The sequence below is a fragment of the Glycomyces sp. TRM65418 genome (assembly GCF_019710475.1).
Lineage (GTDB): Bacteria > Actinomycetota > Actinomycetes > Mycobacteriales > Micromonosporaceae > Glycomyces.
Window position 1 is genome coordinate 105,832 of the sequence record NZ_JAJFAX010000007.1, and the last position, 17,991, is coordinate 123,822.

Sequence of the window (17,991 nt, forward strand, 5' to 3'; positions counted from 1 at the left end):
AGGTTACTGAGGGCGACGCGTTCCGTCACGAGCAGTCACCGAAAGAAAACTGACAGAAGTTCGCAACCGGGGCTGAGGGAGACGCGTGTGGATGAGTGCAGCGCTCCCGCGGCCGAGCCGATGTCAGTGGAGGACCGCAGGAGCGCCGCACCCCCCATCCGATCCCAGAGGAGATGCATGTCCACCCTCAACAAGACCGGTCTGCGGCTCGCCGCGGCCGGAGCCGCGGCGGCCCTCACGCTCGCGGCCGGCGCACCGGCGTTCGCGCAGGAGACCCCCGCCGCCGACGACACCAATACGACGCCCGCCGCGGACGAGACCACCACCCCGGCCGCTGACGAGACCTCGGCCGACGACGCGACCACGGCCCCCGCCGACGACGCGACCTCGGAAGCCGGCGACGACACCGCCGGGGACGACGCCGACAACGAGGTCATCGACGACATCGAGTCGGAAGTCGAGCAGAACGCCGAAGACGAGGAGGAGGACTACTACGAGTTCCTCTACCTCGACCAGATCCTCCAGGGCGCCGACGCCGGCTCCACGGTCAGCGCCGACGTGCAGGTCCAGGTCACCGGAACCCCCGCCGAGGACCGCGCCTCCACGCTCTTCTTCTTCACCGACGCCGTCGACTTCGACAAGTGGACCGACCCGGACAACGCCTACACCGATGAAGAGCTCACCGACGAGAGCGCCAAGTCGATCGACGCCTGGGACAACTGCGCCAAGGACGGCATCTGGCTCGTCTGCATCGTTGACGACTGGAGCCCCGAAGAGGGCAAGACCTACGCGCCGACCGCGCCGGTCCAGTACCTGATCGAGAACGAGGTCAGCGAATTCGGCATGTCCGTATACGCCGGCTGGGACCTCGACCAGCACCTGACCGAGCTGTATGCCACCGAGTTGGGTCTCGACCTCGAGAACGGCAACCAGTTCTCGCTCGCTGAGCTCGACGAGTCCGAGATCGGTCCCGAAGAGGACTTCGCCTACGTCGAGGGCTGGATCTTCTTCGAAGCCAGCCTCGGCCAGCTGCCGAACGTCCCGACCGCCGAAGAGCCGGTTGAAGCCCTGCCGTCCACCGGCAACTCGCAGACCATCATGATCTCCTCGGCCGCCGCCGCACTGCTCGCCGGCGCCGTGGTGTTCTACCTCCTGCGCCGCCGCAAGGCCGCGGCCACCTGGGAGTAGCGCGAACCGAGGTCGGTGACGTACGAGAGCGCACGGACCCGCCCCTTCGAGCGGCGGCCGCCCACCCGGGCGGCCGCCGCTTCGCGTTCCCCATGCGGCCCAAGGCCGCCGCTCGCCGCGCGACGGCCCGCGCCGAAAGCGTCCGCGCACGTCGACACGGTGCCGCGAGCTGGGAGCGGACGGGCATAGACTGGTCCTCGTGACGTACCCCGAGAGGTTCGCCCGGCGCCTCCGGCTCCCGGCCGACGACCGCTCCCCCGCCGCCGCGCGCGCCGCCGTGCGCGCCGTGCTGGCCGAAGCCGGGCTCACCGAGCTGCTCGACGAGACGCTCCTGCTCACCACCGAACTGGCGACCAACGGCGTCGTCCACGCCGGGACGGACATCAACCTCACCGTCGCCGCCGACCCGATCGGCGTGCGCGTCACCGTCACCGACTACCGCTCCGGCGGCATCGACCCGCTCGACACGGCCATGCCCGAGGTCACCGCCGAGGGCGGGCGCGGCCTGCTCCTGGTCGACCGCTTCGCGTCCTCGTGGGGCACCACCCACGACGCCACCGGCAAGTCGATCTGGTTCCGCATCGACCGCGACCCCGACGCCCGGCCCGCCCCCCGCCCCGACCCGGACGCGGACGTCGACGCGTCCCGGCCCGACCTCAACCAGCTCGCGGCGCTCCTGACCGTCGCGCCCTCGCTCCAGTCGCGGCTGCCGGTGGAGCAGATCGTCACCGAGCTGCTCGCCCGCTGCCACGACGCGACGGCCGCCGACGGCGGCGCGATCGAGTACGATGCCGGGGACGGCGCCGGCGCGCAGATCCTCGCCAAGTTCGGCGACGTCGGCAGCGTGACCGTCGCGGTGCCGCTGCCGCTCACCGCCCCGGCCTGCGGCCGGCTCCTGCTCGCCGGCGAGCCCGCGAGCGACTGGCGCCCGCTGGCCGAACTGGTCGCCGAGCGCATCGCCCTCGCCGTCCAGATCGACCGGATGCGCACCGACGAGCAGCGCCGCTCCGGCTGGCTCACCTACCTCGCCGAGGCCGGGGAACTGCTCGCCCACTCGCTCGAAGAGCACCTCACCGTCGCGCTCATCCCGCAGCTCATCGTCCCCCAGCTCGGCCGCTGGGCCGCCGTGCACCTCACCGGCGACGGCGGCGACCTGGTCTTCGCGTCCCTCTCGCACGCCGAGGAGTCCGAGCTGGAGCCGCTGCGGGTCAAGCTCGAACACGCCGCCCCCGCGCTGTCGGCCTCGCTCGCGAGCGACGGCTGGACGGGCATGGAACTGCCCGTGCCGCGGGGCCTCGACGGCATCGCCGTGCCCCTGTCCGCCCGCGGCGCCACCATCGGGGTGCTCACCGTCGGGAAGCACGTCGAGCGGCAGCACTCGTCAGAGGAGCGCGCCGTCGTCGCCGACCTGGCCAAGCGATCGGCGCTCGCGCTCGACAACGCCCGCATCCACGCCGAGCGCCAGGCCGTGGCCCACGAACTCCAGGCGGCGCTCATGCCGGGTTCGCTCCCGGACGTGGCCGGGGTGTCCTTCGCCGCCGAATACCTGCCCGCCACCGCGCGGCGCCTGCCAGGGTCCGGCCCGGGCCCGGTGATCGGCACCGAGGTCGGCGGCGACTTCTACGACGCGACCGAGCTGGCCGACCACCGCCTGTGGGTCGCCATCGGGGACGTCTGCGGCAAGGGCGCGCAGGCCGCGGCCGTCACCGGCGTGGTGCGCGACGTCCTGCGGGTCATGGCCCGCGACGGCCGCCCGCTGCCGCGCGCCCTCGAACTGCTCAACGCCACGCTGCTCGACCAGCCCGGCGACATGCGCTACGCGACCATCGCCTCGGCCCTGCTCGAACGCGACGACACGGGGGCGCTGAACGCGACCCTGTGCCTGTCGGGCCATGAGCGTCCGCTGCTGCTGCGCGGCGACGGCGCGACCTCCTGGGTCGGCCGGGAGGGCACCGCGGTGGGGCTCTTCCCCGAGGTCAAGGTGAACCCGGAGGAAGTGCGGCTCGAAGCGGGGGACGCGCTCGTGTTCTTCACCGACGGCGTGACCGAGCGCCGCGACGGCGAGGCCATGTTCGGCCACGACCGCATCGAGCGTGCCGTGCGGGACGCCGCGGGCAAGGGCGCCAGGCAGATCGCCACGTCCCTCTTGGAGGCGGTCGAGGCGTTCTCACCGGAGTCGCCGCGCGACGACATCGCGATCCTCGTGGTCCGCTGCGACCCGAGCTAGTCGGCGGGACGCGGACGGCGCCCTCGCCGGCGTGGCCGGCAAGAGCGCCTTCGGGATTTCCTCGATCCGGTGCCCGCGGGCTCAGCGGCGCCGTTCCTCGCCGGCACGGTGCTCCGGCCCGCCCCCCGTGCCGAGCATCCGAGTGGCCTCCGCCGCGAACGACGCCTCGACAAGGAGGTCGTAGCGGTCCGCCTGCATCTGCGTCACCGAGGTGAAGTCCCGCCGACCGCGGGTCATGGCGTGGGCGATCCATCCCATCAGCGCGCCGACGAGCGCGCCGAAGACGGCCCCGTACAACGCCAGCAGCAGGCCGGTGATGAGGGGGTCGACCCAGTTGAACAACCCGAAGATCCAGCCCAGGAGCGCACCCAGCAGGGCACCGGAGAGCGCCGACTGCCCCACCGACCTCCATGTGGTCATCCGGCCGGTGACGTGCTCGACGCTCCGCAGGCCCCGGCCCACGATCACGGCGTGCTCGACGGGGAACCGCTGATCGGAGAGGTGGTCCACGGCTCGTTCCGCCTCGGCGTAGCCGCCATAGGAAGCCACCACCACTTCCCCGGCGGCCGCCTGGTCCTGTCCGGCCGCTCGGTCATACTGATGTCGTGCCATCATGCATCGCCTCCGTCTGGTGTAGGCATGGGATGCATGGGCTTCCCGCCGCAACGTCTGTGGAAACGTCGGCCCGGGCCTGTCCCCCGCCTCGTCGCGCCGGTTGGCGGTCGCGGCCACCAGGAGCTTCGCTCGGCCGAGGCCGCTCGTTCCGCTGAGGAGCGGCCGCTTGAGCCGGTTGCGGCACCGCTCGACGACGTCGGGGAGAGCGGGCGTGGGCGGAGACGCACGGTCGGCCGCCGCGCCGTGTCGACTCACCGCGAGCGCGCACGCCGCGGTCGGCACCGTGCGCGGCACTCCCGCTAGTGCAGGAGGGTGCCCACGCCGTAGTAGACGTTGCCGTGGTCGAGTTCGACGATCTTCACGACGGTGGTCGAGTTCGGGGCGTGCACGATCAGGCCGTTGCCGATGTACATGCCCACGTGCGCGAGGCCGTTGTAGAACACGAAGTCGCCCGGCTGGAGCTCATCCCGGCTGATGGTCGCGACCGTGTTGTACTGCGCGGCGGCGTTGTGCGGCAGCGAGATGCCGATCTGGGCGTACGCGCCCTTCATCAGGCCCGAGCAGTCCCAGGAGTCGGGCCCGGCCGAGCCCCACACATAGGGCTCGCCGACCTGGTCGAGGGCGAACTTGACGACGGCGTACTGGTCGTCGGTCATACGCGGCAGGTCGTACTCGCTGAACGCGGCGACCTCTTCGCCCGCGGCGGTCTGCCACTCCTCTTCGAGGTCCTCCATGCGCGCGCTGAGGTCTTCGGCGGTCTTCTCGAGCGCGGCCTCCTCGGTCTCGAGGTCGGCCTGGAGGTCGGTGAGGAGGTCGAGCTGCGCGGTGTACTCGTCGGAGGCGGTCCGGAGGTCGTCCATGAGGGCGAAGTTGTAGAGGTTGGCCGAGTTGAGCCGGTCGAGGCGCTCGACGAACGCGTCCGGGGAGCCCGACTCGAGCAGCATCGCCGTGTCGCCGATGCCCTGTTCCACATAGGTCGAGTTGATGTAGTCGGCGAGCTGGTCGCGCAGCGCTTCGAGGTCCTCCTCGGCGGCGGCCAGGGCGATCTCGGTCTCGGCGATCATCTCGCGGTTGTCGCTGACCTGCTGCGCCATCTGGTTGTACTCCTCGACGGCGGCGGCCAGGTCCTCGTCGGCGGCCTCGATCTCGTCGTTGATGTCCTCGGGCGAGTTCTGGGCCCAGGCGGATCCGGAGCCGGCGGAGGCGACCAAGAGGCCGCCGATGACGGCGACGGACGTCCACTTGCGTCGAACAGACGACTGCTTCACGAGGAGACTGCTCCTTCGGGATCGGGGAGGACGGGGTGCTCTCACGTCACACACGCGCGAGGCCGCCAGTCGGATGCGCGGATGGGGGCGCCGCCTGGAGGCCGAAGATGAGCCTAGCGCGCGAGCTTTCGCGCCGGAAGCCCTCGGGAGTGTCAAATTCGCAGCGTAACGAGCATTCAACCGTTGGTGTGTCGCGCATGTGAGATGACCGGCGGTTCCGGTACCATGGGCCACATGACGTTCTCGACGTGTCGCTGTCGCCGCTGTCACCAGCGCTGAGCCGCTCTGTGCCGCTCGGCGCGCCCAAGCCGACAACCGTTCCGACACTTCGAAAGTCGTTCATTCCATGAGTTCTGACCTGCTGCCGCAGTCCCCTCCGCTCGCCGTCGACCGGCTCGAGTCGCTCGCCGCGTTCTACGCCGCCAATCTCACACTGAGCCCGCGCTTCACGAAGGGCAGCCGGTGGGCCCGCAGAGTGCTCTCGGGACCGGGACACGAGGCGTGGCTCCTCGCGTGGCTGCCCGGGCAGGGCACCGACCTGCACGACCACGGCGGGGTCGCGCGACCCGCGGCGGCGGCCGTCGCGGTGGTGTCGGGTCGCCTCACCGAGTACACGGTGCAACCGGGCGACTTCCCGGGCCTGCGCCGCCGGCATCTGACCGCCGGGGAGGTCGCGGTGGTCGACGACAGGACGGTGCACGGCATGCGCAACGTCTCGGACGGGCCCGCGGTGAGCCTCCACGTCTACGCGCCCGGCCTGGAGGCCATGCGCACCTATCTCTTGGACGAGACCGGCCTGGCGCCGTCGCGGATCCTGCGCGCGGGCGAGGACTGGTAAGGCCGCGACGGCGAGCGGAGGGCCGCCGCATATCGGCCACCCGGGACCCGCGGCCGCCACGCTCCGCAGCGGGTAGGACAGGAGAGAGCCGCCGCGGGGACGCCTGCCCTGCGAACGCGAGCGGAGCGCCTACCGCAAATCGGACATCGGCGGGCCCCCGCTTCCCACCCTGACCGCGGGGTCGGACGTCGATGCCGGTCGGCGAGGCCGCTCGGGCGTGTGGGGCGGTCAGCGAGGCCGCTCGCGCTGGTAGCCCTTGCTCAGGACCGCGCCGACCGCGGCCGGGAGGGCCTTCGCCACGTCCGTGGCCGTCACCGTCCGGTGCCCTTTGGCGGCGATGCCGCCTGCTCGGCCGTGGAGGAACGCCGCCGCCACCGCCGCCTTCACACTGTCCATGCCGGACGACAGGAGTGAGGCCATGAATCCGGCCAGCACGTCCCCCGACCCGGCCGTCGCCAGCTGCGGGCGCCCGGTCGGGTTCGACCACACCTCGCCGTCGCACGAGGCGACCACCGTGTGGTGGCCCTTGAGCAGCACCGTGCAGTTCAGCCGCTGTGCCAGCGCCGCCGCGGCCGCGCCGCGGTCCTCGGCGGGCGGCGAGCCGTACAGCCGCTCGTATTCGCGGTCGTGCGGCGTGAGCACCACCGGCGCCTCCCGGGCCGACAGCACCGACGGGTACTCGCCGATGAGCGTCAGCGCGTCGGCGTCGAGCACGACGGGCGCGGGCGAGACGAGCACGTGCCGCAGTTCGGCGAGCGCGGCCTCGTCGGTTCCGAAGCCCGGCCCGGCGATCCAGGCCTGGACGCGTCCGGCCTCCTTCACCGCCTGCGTGCACACCACTTCGGGGTGGCGGCGGCGCACGTACTCGGCCGCGGTCCCGGCGTAGCGCACGTACCCCGAGGGCCCGGCGAGCGCGCCGCCGGTGGCGAGCACGGCCGCGCCCGGGTAGCGCTCCGAGCCGGCCGCGACGCCGACGACGCCGCGCGTGTACTTGTCGTCGTCGGGACCGGGCAGGTGCCACCACTCGGCGATGTCGTCCTCATCGGCGACGCGCACGGCCGGGTGCGGGTCGAGGTACGGCGCGAGTCCGATGTCGACGAATGCGAGCCGTCCGGTCAGCAGCGCGGCGCGGCCGACCACATGGCAGGGCTTGCGCGCTCCGAAGGCCACGGTCACGTCGGCGTGGACGGCGTTGGCCGGGACGGCTCCGGTGTCGACGTCCACTCCGGAGGGCACGTCGACGGCCACGACGGTCTCGGCGTCGATGCGGGAGAGCTCGTCGATGGCGCGGCCGGGCAGGCCGGGCCTGCCGCCGATGCCGAGGACGCCGTCGAGAAGCAGGTCGCAGTGATCGGGCGGCTCGGCGACGAGGCGCCCTCCGGCGCGGGTCAATGCCGCTGCGGCGATGGGGTGGACGCGCTCGCCCATGACGGGGACGGCGTAGACGCTTGCGCCGCGCCGGGCGAGCCGGGCCCCCGCGAAGAGGGCGTCGCCGCCGTTGTCGCCGGGCCCGGCGAGCACGATCACGGTGGCGCCGTAGACCCCCGCGCCGCGACCGGCGCCCTGGCGCCGCTTGCGCCGCCGGTCCTTCAGCAGCCGCGCGCACTCGGCGGCGAGGCCGGCTGCGGCGCGCTGCATGAGCACGCCCGGCGGGAGCTCGGCCATCAGTCGGGCTTCTGCGCGGCGGACCGCCGCTGCTGACCATGCACCTTCCATGGCTGTCCCTCTCCGGCCCGGGGGGCCGTCATGCCGTTTCGGCGATCACCACCGCTGTCGCGATACCGCCATCATGCGACAGCGACACATGCCAGCGCGAGACGCCACGCTGTGCGGCGACCGCCGCCACCGATCCGGTGATGGTCAGGGAGGGGCGCCCGTCGGGCAGGGAGAGCACTTGGCAGTCCGCCCAATGCATGCCGCCGGGGGCGCCGAGGGCCTTGGCCACGGCCTCCTTGGCGGCGAAACGGGCCGCGAGGGATTCGGTGCGGCGAGCGCGCCCGTCGGGGGCGCGGCGTTCGGCTTCGGTGAAGAGCTTTTCCGCGACGTGGGGGGTCCGTTCGAGCACCCGCTCGAACCGGTCCACTGCCACTACGTCTATGCCCACGGCGACGATCACCCGTCAAGAGTGCCACGGGATCGGGCGTACCGCCCCTTTTCAGGCGGGTTCACCGCCGCGAGTGACGGTTCGCCCGCCGCGCCTTGGGGTCCGGGGGTGACGAGGGGGCTCGGCGGGCAGGCCGACGGCGGGGAGGACGGCCTGGTCGACGACGGCGGCGAGGTAGTCGTCGTCGGGCGCCTCCCCGGTGTCCATGATCCGTTTGGCGACGAGGGCTTCGCCGATGTCGAGCACGACGGGGGTGAGCCGGGCGGGGTCGATGCGGCCTTCGTGGGCGTAGTGGCGCAGGACGGTCTGGGTGAAGGTGCCGCCGCGCCTTGCGAAGACGCGTTCGAAGAGGGCGTCGACGACGGCGGGGTCGCGGGCGGGGTCGGCGAGGATCGCCAAGACGGCGCGTCCGGCGGGGCTGAATCCCCAGTCGACCATGAGGCGCAGGGAGGCGATGAGGTCGCCGCGGAGGTCGTCGGCGCCGGGGGCGGGCTGCTCGACGGGGTGGAGTTCGGCGAGGGCGTCGAGGAGGAGGTCGAGCGGGTCCGACCAGCGGCGGTAGAGGGTGGTGCGGGCGGTGGCGGCGCGTTTGGCGATGGCGTCCATGGTGAGTCGACCGGGGCCGCCGGCGGCGGCTTCCTCGACGGCGGCGGCGTAGATGGCGTCGAGCAGGTCCTTGCCGCGTCGGCGCGTGCGGCCTCCGGTGTCGGCCACGGGCCACCTCTCATTTTTAGGTACAGTCATGTATCTTATTGCTTTAGATACAGCTGTGTACCTAAAACGTCTGCCAGATCCGGAGCCGAGATGTCCCTCTCCCCGTCCGCCATTATGAGCACCCCCCTCCGGGAGCGAGCGCTCGCACCCGACCTGGCCAGGGGCCTCATGCTCCTGCTCATCGCACTCGCCCACGCGCACATGTTCCTCGCCCACGAGACCACCGGCTTCCGCGGCTACGCCGTCGACGGCACGGTCCCCGACCGGGTCGTCGCCGGACTGCAGGTCCTCTTCGTGGACGGCCGCGCCCTCCCGATGTTCGCCGCCCTCTTCGGCTACGGCCTCGCCCGCCTCGCCGGCCGGCGCATGAGCGCCGGGGCCGACCGGACCGAGACGCGCGACCTCAAGGCGGGGACGGGCTGGCCCGACGCGCGCCGCCTGGTGCGCCGCCGCAGCGCCTGGCTCCTCGCCTTCGGCTTCGCGCACGCGCTCCTGCTGTTCTTCGGCGACATCCTCGCCGCCTACGGTTTCATCGGCCTCGTGTTCACCGGACTCATCGCCGCCCGCGACCGCACCCTCATCCGGACGGCCGCGACAGTCGCGGTCCTCCACATCGCGGTGCTCGCGGCCACGGGCGCCGCGGCCGAGGCCGCCGGGCACGCGAACGCGTCCCCGACACTCATCGCCGATCCGCTCGAGGCGGCGGCGATGCGGCTCACCGTGTGGTCGGCGCTCACTCCGACGTACTATCTCGTCGAGATCCTGCCCGCCTTCGCGATCGGCATCTGGGCCGCCCGGCGGCGCCTCCTCGAGGAACCGTCCCGCCACCTGCCGCTCCTGCGACGCACCGCCTTGGGCGGCATCGCGATCGGTGTCATCGGCGGCTTCCCGCTCATGCTCGTGGACACGCAGCTGTGGCACCCGGAGGCGCCGCTCGCGGTGGGGATGTACGCGCTTCACAGCGTCACCGGCCTGGCCGCCGGACTCGGCTTCGCGGCCCTCATCGCCGCGGTCGGCGCGAAGCGGCCTGCGGCGTCCGGGCACTCGGAGGCCACCGGCGGCGACACCGCCGCTGCCGCCGCGGACGCTCACCGGCGAGCAGGCCACGGGCCGATCGCGAACGCCCTCGCGGCCTGCGGCCAACGCTCACTGACCTGCTACCTCCTCCAGTCGGTCGCCTTCACCGCGCTCTTCACACCGACGGCCGGGGGCCTCGGGGCGCACCTGGGCGACGCGGCGGCCTCCGGCGTCGCCGTCCTCGTCTGGGCCGCCACGGTGGTCCTGGCGGCGTGGATGGCGAAGGCGGGCATGCGCGGACCCCTCGAGGCCCTGCTGCGCCGACTCACTTACGGCCGCAGGTGAAAACGATTGCGAAGGCCGTCGCTCGCCCCTGACGCGAGCCCTGCCGCGCACGCCGAGTCGCCTCCGCCGGGGCCGCCGCCGCCGACATCGGTGTCTGATGTGGATGTCCGGCTGCGGCAGGAGCCATCGGCTTCGCAGCAGCGGGAACGCGGCCGGCCTGGGACGATGCCGTTCCATCACGTCGGGGACCGCCCCGCCTCGGCCGGGACCGGCGGCCGATGCGTTGCGCACCGACCGATCCTCTCTGCGGGCTATGCTCCGGTGATGGCGCTCATCCACGTTCCCTACCACCTCGACGAGCATCTGCCCGACCTCGGCATCCCGGTCCCGGACGGCGTCGCGATCGACGAGGTGACCGTGGCGCTACCGCCGGGCGAGGTGTGGCCTCGGCTGGTTCGGCTGTACGACGGGGTCGCCGAGGCGGTTGCGGCGCAGGCGCGCTCGGGAAGCACGGCGACGGTGCTGTCGGGCGATTGCACCGTCTCGGCAGGCGTCGCCGCGGGACTGCAGCGCGCGGGCGTCGACCCCTCGGTCGTGTGGTTCGACGCGCACGGCGACGTCCACACGCTGGCGACCAGCGAGTCGGGCTACTTGGGCGGCATGGCGTTGCGCTTCCTGCTGGGCCACCACTCCGAGGCCCTCGCCGAGCCCCTGGGGCTGCGGCCGCTCCCCGAGGAGCGCGCGGTGCTCGTCGACGCCAGGGACCTCGACCCCGCCGAAGTCGATTTCCTCGCCGCCTCGGCCCTGCGGCGGCTCGGGATCGCCGACCTGTCCGCCGCGGACCTCCCCGACGGCCCGCTGCTCGTCAATCTCGACATGGACACCCTCGACTCGGCCCTCCTGCCCGGCCTGCGGTACCCGGCGGCAGGAGGCCCGGACGCCGATGCGCTGCTGCGGGCCGTCCAGACCGTCGCCGCCACCGGCCGAGTCGCCGCGGTCAACCTCGCCTGCACGTGGAACCCGGGCGGCGACCCCGAGGGCCGCCGCGGGCACCTCGTCTCCGCGGTCCTGGCCGCCGTCGACGGCTGAGAACGAGCTCTTGGCGCGAGCAGGGCCCGGCCGCTCGGCGGCCGGGCCCGTTCCGTTCGGGATCGACGCGTCAGCACACGGCCGGTTCGATCCAGGTGCATTCGAGGCGGTGGTTCGGGTCCTCCTCGGGCATCTCGATCTCGTCGACGTTCGCCGAGCGCATCGTCTCGGCCTCCGTCGAGGAGGCGCTGTGCCCGGCGATCGCGGCGGCGATCTTGTCCTCGATGTCCTTCACCGTCGAGTACAGGAAGTCGTTGGCGACGACGCTGAAGACGAGTTCGCGTCCGTCGGCGTCGGTGACGTAGCCGGACAGGGCCGAGACGCTCGTCATCGAACCGGTCTTGGCGCGCACGTTGTCGGCCGCGGGGGTGCCGCACATGCGGCCGCCGAGGGTGCCGTCCTTGCACGCGATCGGCAGGGAGTCGTACCAGGTGTCGAACCAGGCCGCGTCCTTGACGCCGACGAGCAGGTCGGTGAGCATCCCGGTGGTGAACAGGTTGTGGCGCGAGATGCCGGAGCCGTCGACCTGGCGGATCGGGCCGGTGTCGACGCCGTAGGACTCGATCGCCGCGTACACGGCGGCCTTCCCGCTCGCGAAGGTGCCCTTGCCGGTCGCCTGGTAGCCGAGGGTCTTGAACAGGGCCTCGGCGACGGAGGCGTTGGAGGGCTTGAGGACCACGCCGATGAGCTCGCTCAGCGGCATCGACTCGTGCGAGGCGAGGAGCTCGCCGCCCTGCGGTGCGGCCTCGCCGAAGCGGAGGTCGCCGGTGACGGTGATGCCCGCCTCCTCAAGGGAGTCGGCGAAGACGTCGGCGGCCAGCCGGGTCGGCTCGATCACCGATCGCGTGGCGTAGGTGCCGCCGCCGCCCGCCGCGACGGTGCCGCTGACGCGGATGACGTTGTCGTGCGGGTCGCGGTCGACGGTCACGTTGGTGCTCGTGCCCGTGGTGGCGGTGTTGACGATCTCCACGTAGTCGGTCGCCGGGCTCAGGCTGATCCGCGCGGGGTCGCCCTGAGCCGCGCCCGGCTTGATGAACACGCGGACGGACCCGGCGTGGTAGTCGTCGCCGGAGGCCACGGTGAGCGCCGAAACCTCTGCGGCGTAGGTGTACTGGAGGTCGGACCAGCCCCATTCGGTGCCCGAGCGCACGGTGTCGAACGCGGTGTCGTCGGCCACGAGGTCGCCGTCGATCATGGACACGCCGAGGGCGGCGAGGTCTTCGGCCATCCGGTCGTAGTCGGATTCGAGGACCGTCGGGTCGCCGGCGCCGCGCAGGTAGAGGTCGCCGGAGACGACCCCGTCGGTCGGCCTGTCGCCGAGGACCTCGGTGCTGTAGGTGAAGTCGCCGCCGAGGGCTTCCAGGGCCGCGGCGGTGGTGGTGAGCTTGTCGTTGGAGGCGGGGACGGCGCGCTTGGCGCCGTTGCGGTCGTAGAGGACTTCGCCGGTGTCCGCGTCGGCGACGGTGACGCCGATCTGGGAGTCGGTGAGGCGCTTGTCGGTCAGGATCGCGTCGATGGCCGAGACGAGCGCGGCGTCGCCGGTCTCCTGCGCCTGGGCGACCACCGTGCCCGCGATGGTGATGGCGCCCGCCGCGGTGACCGCGACGGCGCCGGAGATAAGGGTGCGTTTTCTCACTTCGCGAGTGTAGGCGCGGCGTATCAGAGAATTCCACTCATAGCGCGTGAAGAACCGAAATCGCTGCGACCCAGTGCAACCGGATGCGCGTCGCACGCCCGGTACGAGTCGGCGGCCGTGCCGCGCGGTGCGTCCACGGCCCGATTCGCCCACCGGGACACGGGATTCGGGCGTCGGCGGCCGATTCCTTTGCGCGGGAAAGGAATCGGCCGCCGCGATGCTCGATCGCGGCGGCCGGAGTCCACAGTGCCCTTACAGGGGCGCGCCCGGGGCTACTCCACCGTCACCGACTTGGCGAGATTGCGCGGCTGGTCGATATCGCGGCCCAGGGCCGTCGCGAGCTCGGCCGCGAACTCCTGGAGCGGGACGGCGGTCAGCAGCGGCGCCAGCAGCGTCGGCGACGCGGGCGTCTCGATCACCATGTCGGCGTGGACGGCGGTGATGCGGTCGCCCTCCTCGCACACGGCGATCACCTTCGCGCCGCGCGCCTTGACCTCCTGGATGTTGGAGACGATCTTGTCGTGCAGCAGCGAGCGCCCGCGCGGGCTCGGCACGATCGCGATCACGGGCGTGCCGTCCTCGATGAGCGAGATCGGGCCGTGCTTGAGCTCCCCGGCCGCGAAGCCCTCGGCGTGCAGGTACGCGAGCTCCTTGAGCTTCAGCGCGCCTTCGAGGGCGACCGGGTAGCCGACGTGGCGGCCGATGAAGAGGACGCGGTCGGCGCCGCTCGCGGCGCAGTCGCGGGCCATCTGCCGGACCGGGTCGAGGCCCTCGATGACCTTGGCGATCTTGCCGGGCGCGGCGACGAGCTCGTCGAGCACGGCCGACACCTCGTCGGCGTACTTGATGCCGCGCACCTGCGCGAGGTGCAGGCCCACGAGGTAGCAGGCGGCGAGCTGGGTGAGGAACGCCTTCGTGGAGGCGACGGCGACCTCGATGCCGGCGCGCGTGTACAGCACGGCGTCGGACTCGCGCGGGATCGTCGACCCGACCGTGTTCGAGATGGACAGCACGCGGGCCTTCTGGTCCTTGGCGTGGCGCACCGCCATGAGCGTGTCCATGGTCTCGCCGGACTGCGAGATGGCGACGACCAGCGTGGAGCGGTCGAGCACCGGGTCGCGGTAGCGGAACTCGCTGGCGAGCTCGACCTCGCAGGGGATGCGCGTCCAGTGCTCGATGGCGTACTTGGTGACGAGCCCGGCGTGGTAGGACGTGCCGCAGGCGATGATGAAGACCTTGTCGATGTCGCGGAAGTCCTGGTCGGACATGCGGACCTCGTCGAGGACGATCTGCCCGGACTCGTCGATGCGCCCGCGGAGGGTGTCGGCGACCGCGGCGGGCTGCTCGTGGATCTCCTTGCGCATGAAGGTCTCGAAGCCGCCCTTCTCGGCGGCGGCGATGTCCCAGTCCACGCTGAACGGCTTGCCTTCGGAAAGCGCACCGTCGAAGCCGCGGACGGTGAGGCCCTCGCGGTCGATGGTGACGATCTGGTCCTGGCCCAGCTCGATCGCGTCGGTCGTATAGGCGATGAAGGCGGCCACGTCGGAGGCGAGGAAGTACTCGCCCTCGCCGATGCCGACCACGAGGGGGGAGTTGCGGCGGGCGCCGACCACGGTGTCGGGGTCGTCGGCGGCGACGGCCAGGAGCGTGAACGCGCCTTCGAGGCGCGCGCAGACGCGGGTCATGGCCTCGGTGAGGTCCCCGTCGACGGCGTACTCGCGGCCGAGGAGGTGCGCGGCCACCTCGGTGTCGGTGTCGGACCCGAACTCGATGCCGGCGTTCTCGAGCTCGGTGCGCAGCTGCGCGAAGTTCTCGATGATGCCGTTGTGGATCAGCGCGACGCGGCCGTCGGCGGACAGGTGCGGGTGGGCGTTGCGGTCGGAGGGGACGCCGTGCGTGGCCCAGCGGGTGTGCCCGATGCCGCAGGTGGACGCCGCGAGCGGGTGGTCGGCCAGGGCCGCCTCCAGGTTCGCGAGCTTCCCGGCGCGCTTGTCGACCTCGACGCCGTCCGGGGACACGAGCGCGACGCCTGCCGAGTCGTAGCCGCGGTATTCGAGACGGCGAAGGCCGTCGAGCACGACGTCGACGGCGCTGCGGCGGCCGACGTATCCAACGATTCCACACATGCGAAGAACCTTACAGCAGTTTCGCGCATCACCCTTGCGCGGATCACCAGGAATCGATCACACCGTTTGATCATTCGGAGTGCTCCGATGTCGTTCGCCGGTGCGGCGCCCCGCGTTCGCCCACCGCGCCGCACGGCTCACGACACGACGGCGATGCCGCGCGTGCCGTCCTCCTTCACGTAGCTGATCGCGGCTCCGGACCCGACGGCGCTGAGCTGCGCGTCGTGGCACCAGTTCGCGGGGATCCCGGCGCCGTCGTGCCGGTCGGCCGGGAACTCGATCGGCGCGGTCTTCCCCCCGGCGACCTCGTAGAGGCGGCAGTCCGGGCGCGTCGGGTCGAGCGACAGGTCCGCGGCGAGCATGGCCCGGTTGTCGGGGAGGACGGTGCCCCAGCCGCGCGCGACCTCGGGTTCCAGGGGCGTGAAGCCCAGCTGCACCGCCTGGTGGTGGAGCCGCTCGCCGGAGTCGGCGTCGAAGGCCATGACGCCGAGCCAGGAGCCCTCGCGGTCCGTCGCGGCGTAGCACTCGATGATCTGGACGGTGCGGCGCGTGGCCGACGGGGCCTGCGCCTTCGATTCGCCCCCGGCGACCACGCCGTCGGCGGGGGCGGTCGGCTGCGACAGGTGGAGCGTCCCGCCGCACGCGGAGGAGTTGGTCGATCCGAACGTCTGCTCCTCCGTGCGCCAGCGCTCGGACCCGTCGGCGATGGCGTAGGCGATGAGGTGGTGCTCGAAGCGGCGGGCCGAGAAGGGCCCGTCGGAGACGCGGTGCTCGATGCGGCTGTCGAGGACGATGGTGTCCTCGGTGACCAGGAAGGACTCGGGGACGACCTGCGCCTCCTGATGGATCTCCCGCTTCCAGGCGCGCGTGCCGTCGTCGAGGTCGAAGGCGAGCACGTGGTCGCGGGCGTCGCGCCGGTCGGGGGCGGGCACGCAGTCGGCGAGCATGAGGACGCGGGAGTCGGCGACCTGGGCGGCGGTGCCCTCGCATCCGGCCGGCATCTCGCCCTTCCACAGCAGGTCGCCGTCGAAGTCGTAGACGGTGAAGACCGCGGACTTGTCCTCGGCGTAGAGGAGGCGGTCCTCGATGAGGGCGAGGAGGACGCCCGGGGAGCCGTCGAAGGAGGCGGTGGCCACCTCGGCGCCGTCGCGGGCGCGCAGGACGCGGGTCTGGAAGTCGCCGTTGTTGTCGGCGCGGGGGCCGGTGAGGGCGACGAGGGTCTCGTCCTGGGAGAGGGTCGGCGGCTGCGCGGAGCGCCAGTTCCAGCGGCGGTGGTACCAGAGGGCGGCGCCGGTGGCCGGGTCGAGCATGGTGACCGCCTGCGGGACGGGTTCGGCGGGGTGGTCGGTGCGCAGGAGGCCGTAGGGGGTGTCGGTGAAGCGCTCGACCCCGGCGAGGTCGGCGAGGCCGTCGGGCCCGGCGTCGGCGGGGACGGCGTCGCCGACCCGGACGTCCTGGTTGGCGAGTTCGGCCCAGAGCTGCATGGCGGGGGCGAGGACGGCGGCGAGGAAGGCGGTGACGGCGACGGCGAGGATGGCGACCTTGCGGCGCAGGTCCCTCGCGACGGGGATGCGGCCGCCCGCGTAGCCTTCGACGACGAATTCGGAGAGGGCGAGGAGGCCGCCGCCGACGACGCCGAAGCCGTAGGCGAGGGTGGCGACGCCGGCGCGGTGGGTGATGAACTGGCCGGGGCCGGCCTCGGGCATGGAGGAGTAGACGGCCCATCCCGAGACGGCGGCGAAGACGGCCGCGAGGAGGGCCCCGACGATGGTCCGCAGGCCCGCGTGGGCGCCGGCCGTGGCGACGAGGGCGGCGACGATGAGGACCGAGGCGACGGTGCCGATGATCATGAGGGCGCCGGAGGAGCCGGAGCTGGCGCCGGTGCCGAAGGAGGCCCAGACGAGGAGCACCGCCCAGCAGACGAGGGCGGTGATGCCTGAGGCGCGGAGGAAGACCCGGGCGAGCGGGCGCGCGGAGGACCAGTGCTCGCGCGAGTGCGCCGCGACCGGGGCGGTGCTTGGGCGGCCGGTGCCGGAGGCGTTGTGGGACATGCCCTCTTTCTACCGGTCACCGGCACCCGGAGCAGGGCTTTCGCCCAGATCGGAGTCCGGTTTCCCCCTTGAGGGCGAGCGGTCGATCCTTTGAGGCCGGTCGCCGGAGCCCCGGGCGCGCCTCAGGCGTCGCCGAGGGGCGCGAACGCGACCGGGGTGTAGGTCGGCTGGGTGCCGACCGGGCCCTTGCCGAAGTCGGAGCGGTAGAGCACGACTTCGTCGGCGGTCCAGCTGGGGCCGTAGTAGCGGCGCAGGGTCAGCAGGTCCTCGGCGGCCTGCTGGTTGGTCACGCGGTCGCCGGGGCGGGCGAGGGTGACGTGGGGCCGGTACTGCTTCTGGTCGACGGGGAGGCCGCTGGCGATGAGTCCGGCGCGGATGCGGTGGACGAGGTCGACCAGGGGCGCGACGTCGCCGTCGAGTCCCGCGTAGACCACCGAGTAGCGGCCGCGGCCGAAGCGGCCGCCGCCGGAGACGCACAGGCGCATCGGTTCGGATTCGCGGGCCGCGGCGGCGATGACCTCGGCGGTCTCGGCGCAGCGGTCGACGGGGACCTCGCCGAGGAAGGTGAGCGTCAGGTGCCAGTTCTCGGAGCGGACGAGCCGCGTGGCGGAGGGGCGTCGACCGATCGCGCCGGGGCGGCTCGGGACACCGCGCCGTGCGATGTTGAGGTCGGAGACGACTTCGGTGAGGTCGGCGACGGCGTTGTCCGGCAGCGGGAGCGCGGCGAACAGTCGCTCGGTTCGCACCTGTGTCGCGGACTGTGGGACCGCTGTGGCGGAGGCACTCACTGGATTCCCTCCAGGGGCTCTACTCGGGGGTCAGTGACACGGGCC

General features: G+C 72.5%; 14 protein-coding genes. 5 read left to right on the forward strand and 9 right to left on the reverse strand.

Translation table 11 applies throughout. The features are described from left to right. The first annotated feature begins 177 nt into the window (after positions 1-177). Positions 178-1,188, forward strand: a complete 1,011-nt coding sequence (locus K3N28_RS16350) for an LPXTG cell wall anchor domain-containing protein (RefSeq protein ID WP_228093616.1) — start codon at positions 178-180, stop codon at positions 1,186-1,188. A gap of 199 nt (positions 1,189-1,387) precedes the next feature. Continuing rightward, positions 1,388-3,415 carry a SpoIIE family protein phosphatase gene (locus K3N28_RS16355; protein ID WP_228093617.1) on the forward strand — a complete coding sequence of 676 codons (2,028 nt, stop codon included), beginning with the start codon at positions 1,388-1,390 and terminating at the stop codon, positions 3,413-3,415. Between the two features lie 81 nt (positions 3,416-3,496). Here K3N28_RS16355 and K3N28_RS16360 read toward each other — a convergent pair whose 3' ends face one another. Together K3N28_RS16360 and K3N28_RS16365 are read right to left on the reverse strand one after the other, a co-directional pair. Further along, a complete protein-coding gene (locus K3N28_RS16360) occupies positions 3,497-3,964 on the reverse strand; it encodes a general stress protein (RefSeq protein WP_228093618.1) in 468 nt (155 codons plus the stop codon). A gap of 365 nt (positions 3,965-4,329) precedes the next feature. After that, on the reverse strand, positions 4,330-5,298 hold the full coding sequence (locus K3N28_RS16365) for a C40 family peptidase (RefSeq protein WP_228093619.1): 969 nt from the start codon (positions 5,296-5,298) through the stop codon (positions 4,330-4,332). A 346-nt stretch (positions 5,299-5,644) separates the two neighbouring features. Here K3N28_RS16365 and K3N28_RS16370 point away from each other — a divergent pair, with 346 nt between their 5' ends. Then, positions 5,645-6,136, forward strand: coding sequence for a cysteine dioxygenase family protein (locus K3N28_RS16370; protein ID WP_228093620.1), 492 nt, complete (start codon positions 5,645-5,647; stop codon positions 6,134-6,136). A gap of 228 nt (positions 6,137-6,364) precedes the next feature. Here the strand turns inward: K3N28_RS16370 and K3N28_RS16375 are convergent, their stop codons facing one another. From K3N28_RS16375 to K3N28_RS16385, 3 genes are read right to left on the reverse strand one after another with little or no spacing between them, the layout of a single operon-like run. Then, positions 6,365-7,852 (reverse strand): NAD(P)H-hydrate dehydratase, encoded by a 1,488-nt coding sequence (locus K3N28_RS16375; protein ID WP_374209802.1) that lies wholly within the window; start codon positions 7,850-7,852, stop codon positions 6,365-6,367. A gap of 28 nt (positions 7,853-7,880) precedes the next feature. Then, the gene (locus tag K3N28_RS16380) at positions 7,881-8,252 is read right to left on the reverse strand and encodes a holo-ACP synthase (protein WP_228093622.1); all 372 of its coding nucleotides are present in this window, start codon (positions 8,250-8,252) and stop codon (positions 7,881-7,883) included. 39 nt (positions 8,253-8,291) lie between these two features. Continuing rightward, complete coding sequence (locus K3N28_RS16385; RefSeq protein WP_228093623.1) at positions 8,292-8,954, reverse strand: TetR/AcrR family transcriptional regulator; 663 nt, start codon at positions 8,952-8,954, stop codon at positions 8,292-8,294. Between the two features lie 114 nt (positions 8,955-9,068). Here K3N28_RS16385 and K3N28_RS16390 point away from each other — a divergent pair, with 114 nt between their 5' ends. Both K3N28_RS16390 and K3N28_RS16395 read left to right on the forward strand, forming a co-directional pair. Continuing rightward, positions 9,069-10,316, forward strand: coding sequence for a DUF418 domain-containing protein (locus K3N28_RS16390; protein ID WP_228093624.1), 1,248 nt, complete (start codon positions 9,069-9,071; stop codon positions 10,314-10,316). Positions 10,317-10,580: 264 nt separating this feature from the next. Then, on the forward strand, positions 10,581-11,345 hold the full coding sequence (locus K3N28_RS16395; RefSeq protein ID WP_228093625.1) for an arginase family protein: 765 nt from the start codon (positions 10,581-10,583) through the stop codon (positions 11,343-11,345). Positions 11,346-11,415: 70 nt separating this feature from the next. On the opposite strand, the gene dacB is transcribed toward K3N28_RS16395, so the two are convergent. The 4 genes from dacB to thpR all read right to left on the reverse strand — a co-directional run bounded on the left by dacB (position 11,416) and on the right by thpR (position 17,904). After that, complete coding sequence (gene dacB, locus K3N28_RS16400; protein ID WP_228093626.1) at positions 11,416-12,981, reverse strand: D-alanyl-D-alanine carboxypeptidase/D-alanyl-D-alanine-endopeptidase; 1,566 nt, start codon at positions 12,979-12,981, stop codon at positions 11,416-11,418. A gap of 272 nt (positions 12,982-13,253) precedes the next feature. Beyond that, positions 13,254-15,107, reverse strand: coding sequence for a glutamine--fructose-6-phosphate transaminase (isomerizing) (glmS, locus tag K3N28_RS16405; RefSeq protein WP_228093627.1), 1,854 nt, complete (start codon positions 15,105-15,107; stop codon positions 13,254-13,256). A gap of 137 nt (positions 15,108-15,244) precedes the next feature. Beyond that, positions 15,245-17,158 carry a PQQ-binding-like beta-propeller repeat protein gene (locus K3N28_RS23380; protein ID WP_304608734.1) on the reverse strand — a complete coding sequence of 638 codons (1,914 nt, stop codon included), beginning with the start codon at positions 17,156-17,158 and terminating at the stop codon, positions 15,245-15,247. A 122-nt stretch (positions 17,159-17,280) separates the two neighbouring features. Further along, a complete protein-coding gene (thpR, locus tag K3N28_RS16415; protein ID WP_228093629.1) occupies positions 17,281-17,904 on the reverse strand; it encodes an RNA 2',3'-cyclic phosphodiesterase in 624 nt (207 codons plus the stop codon). Positions 17,905-17,991 lie beyond the last annotated feature (87 nt).

What these genes read in the sequence shown, in the direction of transcription:
- glmS (WP_228093627.1), bottom strand. Translation starts at nt 15,107, where the DNA reads ATGTGTGGAATCGTTGGATACGTCGGCCGCCGCAGCGCCGTCGACGTC.
- K3N28_RS16375 (WP_374209802.1), bottom strand. Translation starts at nt 7,852, where the DNA reads ATGGAAGGTGCATGGTCAGCAGCGGCGGTCCGCCGCGCAGAAGCCCGA.
- K3N28_RS16395 (WP_228093625.1), top strand. Translation starts at nt 10,581, where the DNA reads ATGGCGCTCATCCACGTTCCCTACCACCTCGACGAGCATCTGCCCGAC.
- K3N28_RS23380 (WP_304608734.1), bottom strand. Translation starts at nt 17,158, where the DNA reads ATGTCCCACAACGCCTCCGGCACCGGCCGCCCAAGCACCGCCCCGGTC.
- K3N28_RS16350 (WP_228093616.1), top strand. Translation starts at nt 178, where the DNA reads ATGTCCACCCTCAACAAGACCGGTCTGCGGCTCGCCGCGGCCGGAGCC.
- K3N28_RS16370 (WP_228093620.1), top strand. Translation starts at nt 5,645, where the DNA reads ATGAGTTCTGACCTGCTGCCGCAGTCCCCTCCGCTCGCCGTCGACCGG.
- K3N28_RS16390 (WP_228093624.1), top strand. Translation starts at nt 9,069, where the DNA reads ATGAGCACCCCCCTCCGGGAGCGAGCGCTCGCACCCGACCTGGCCAGG.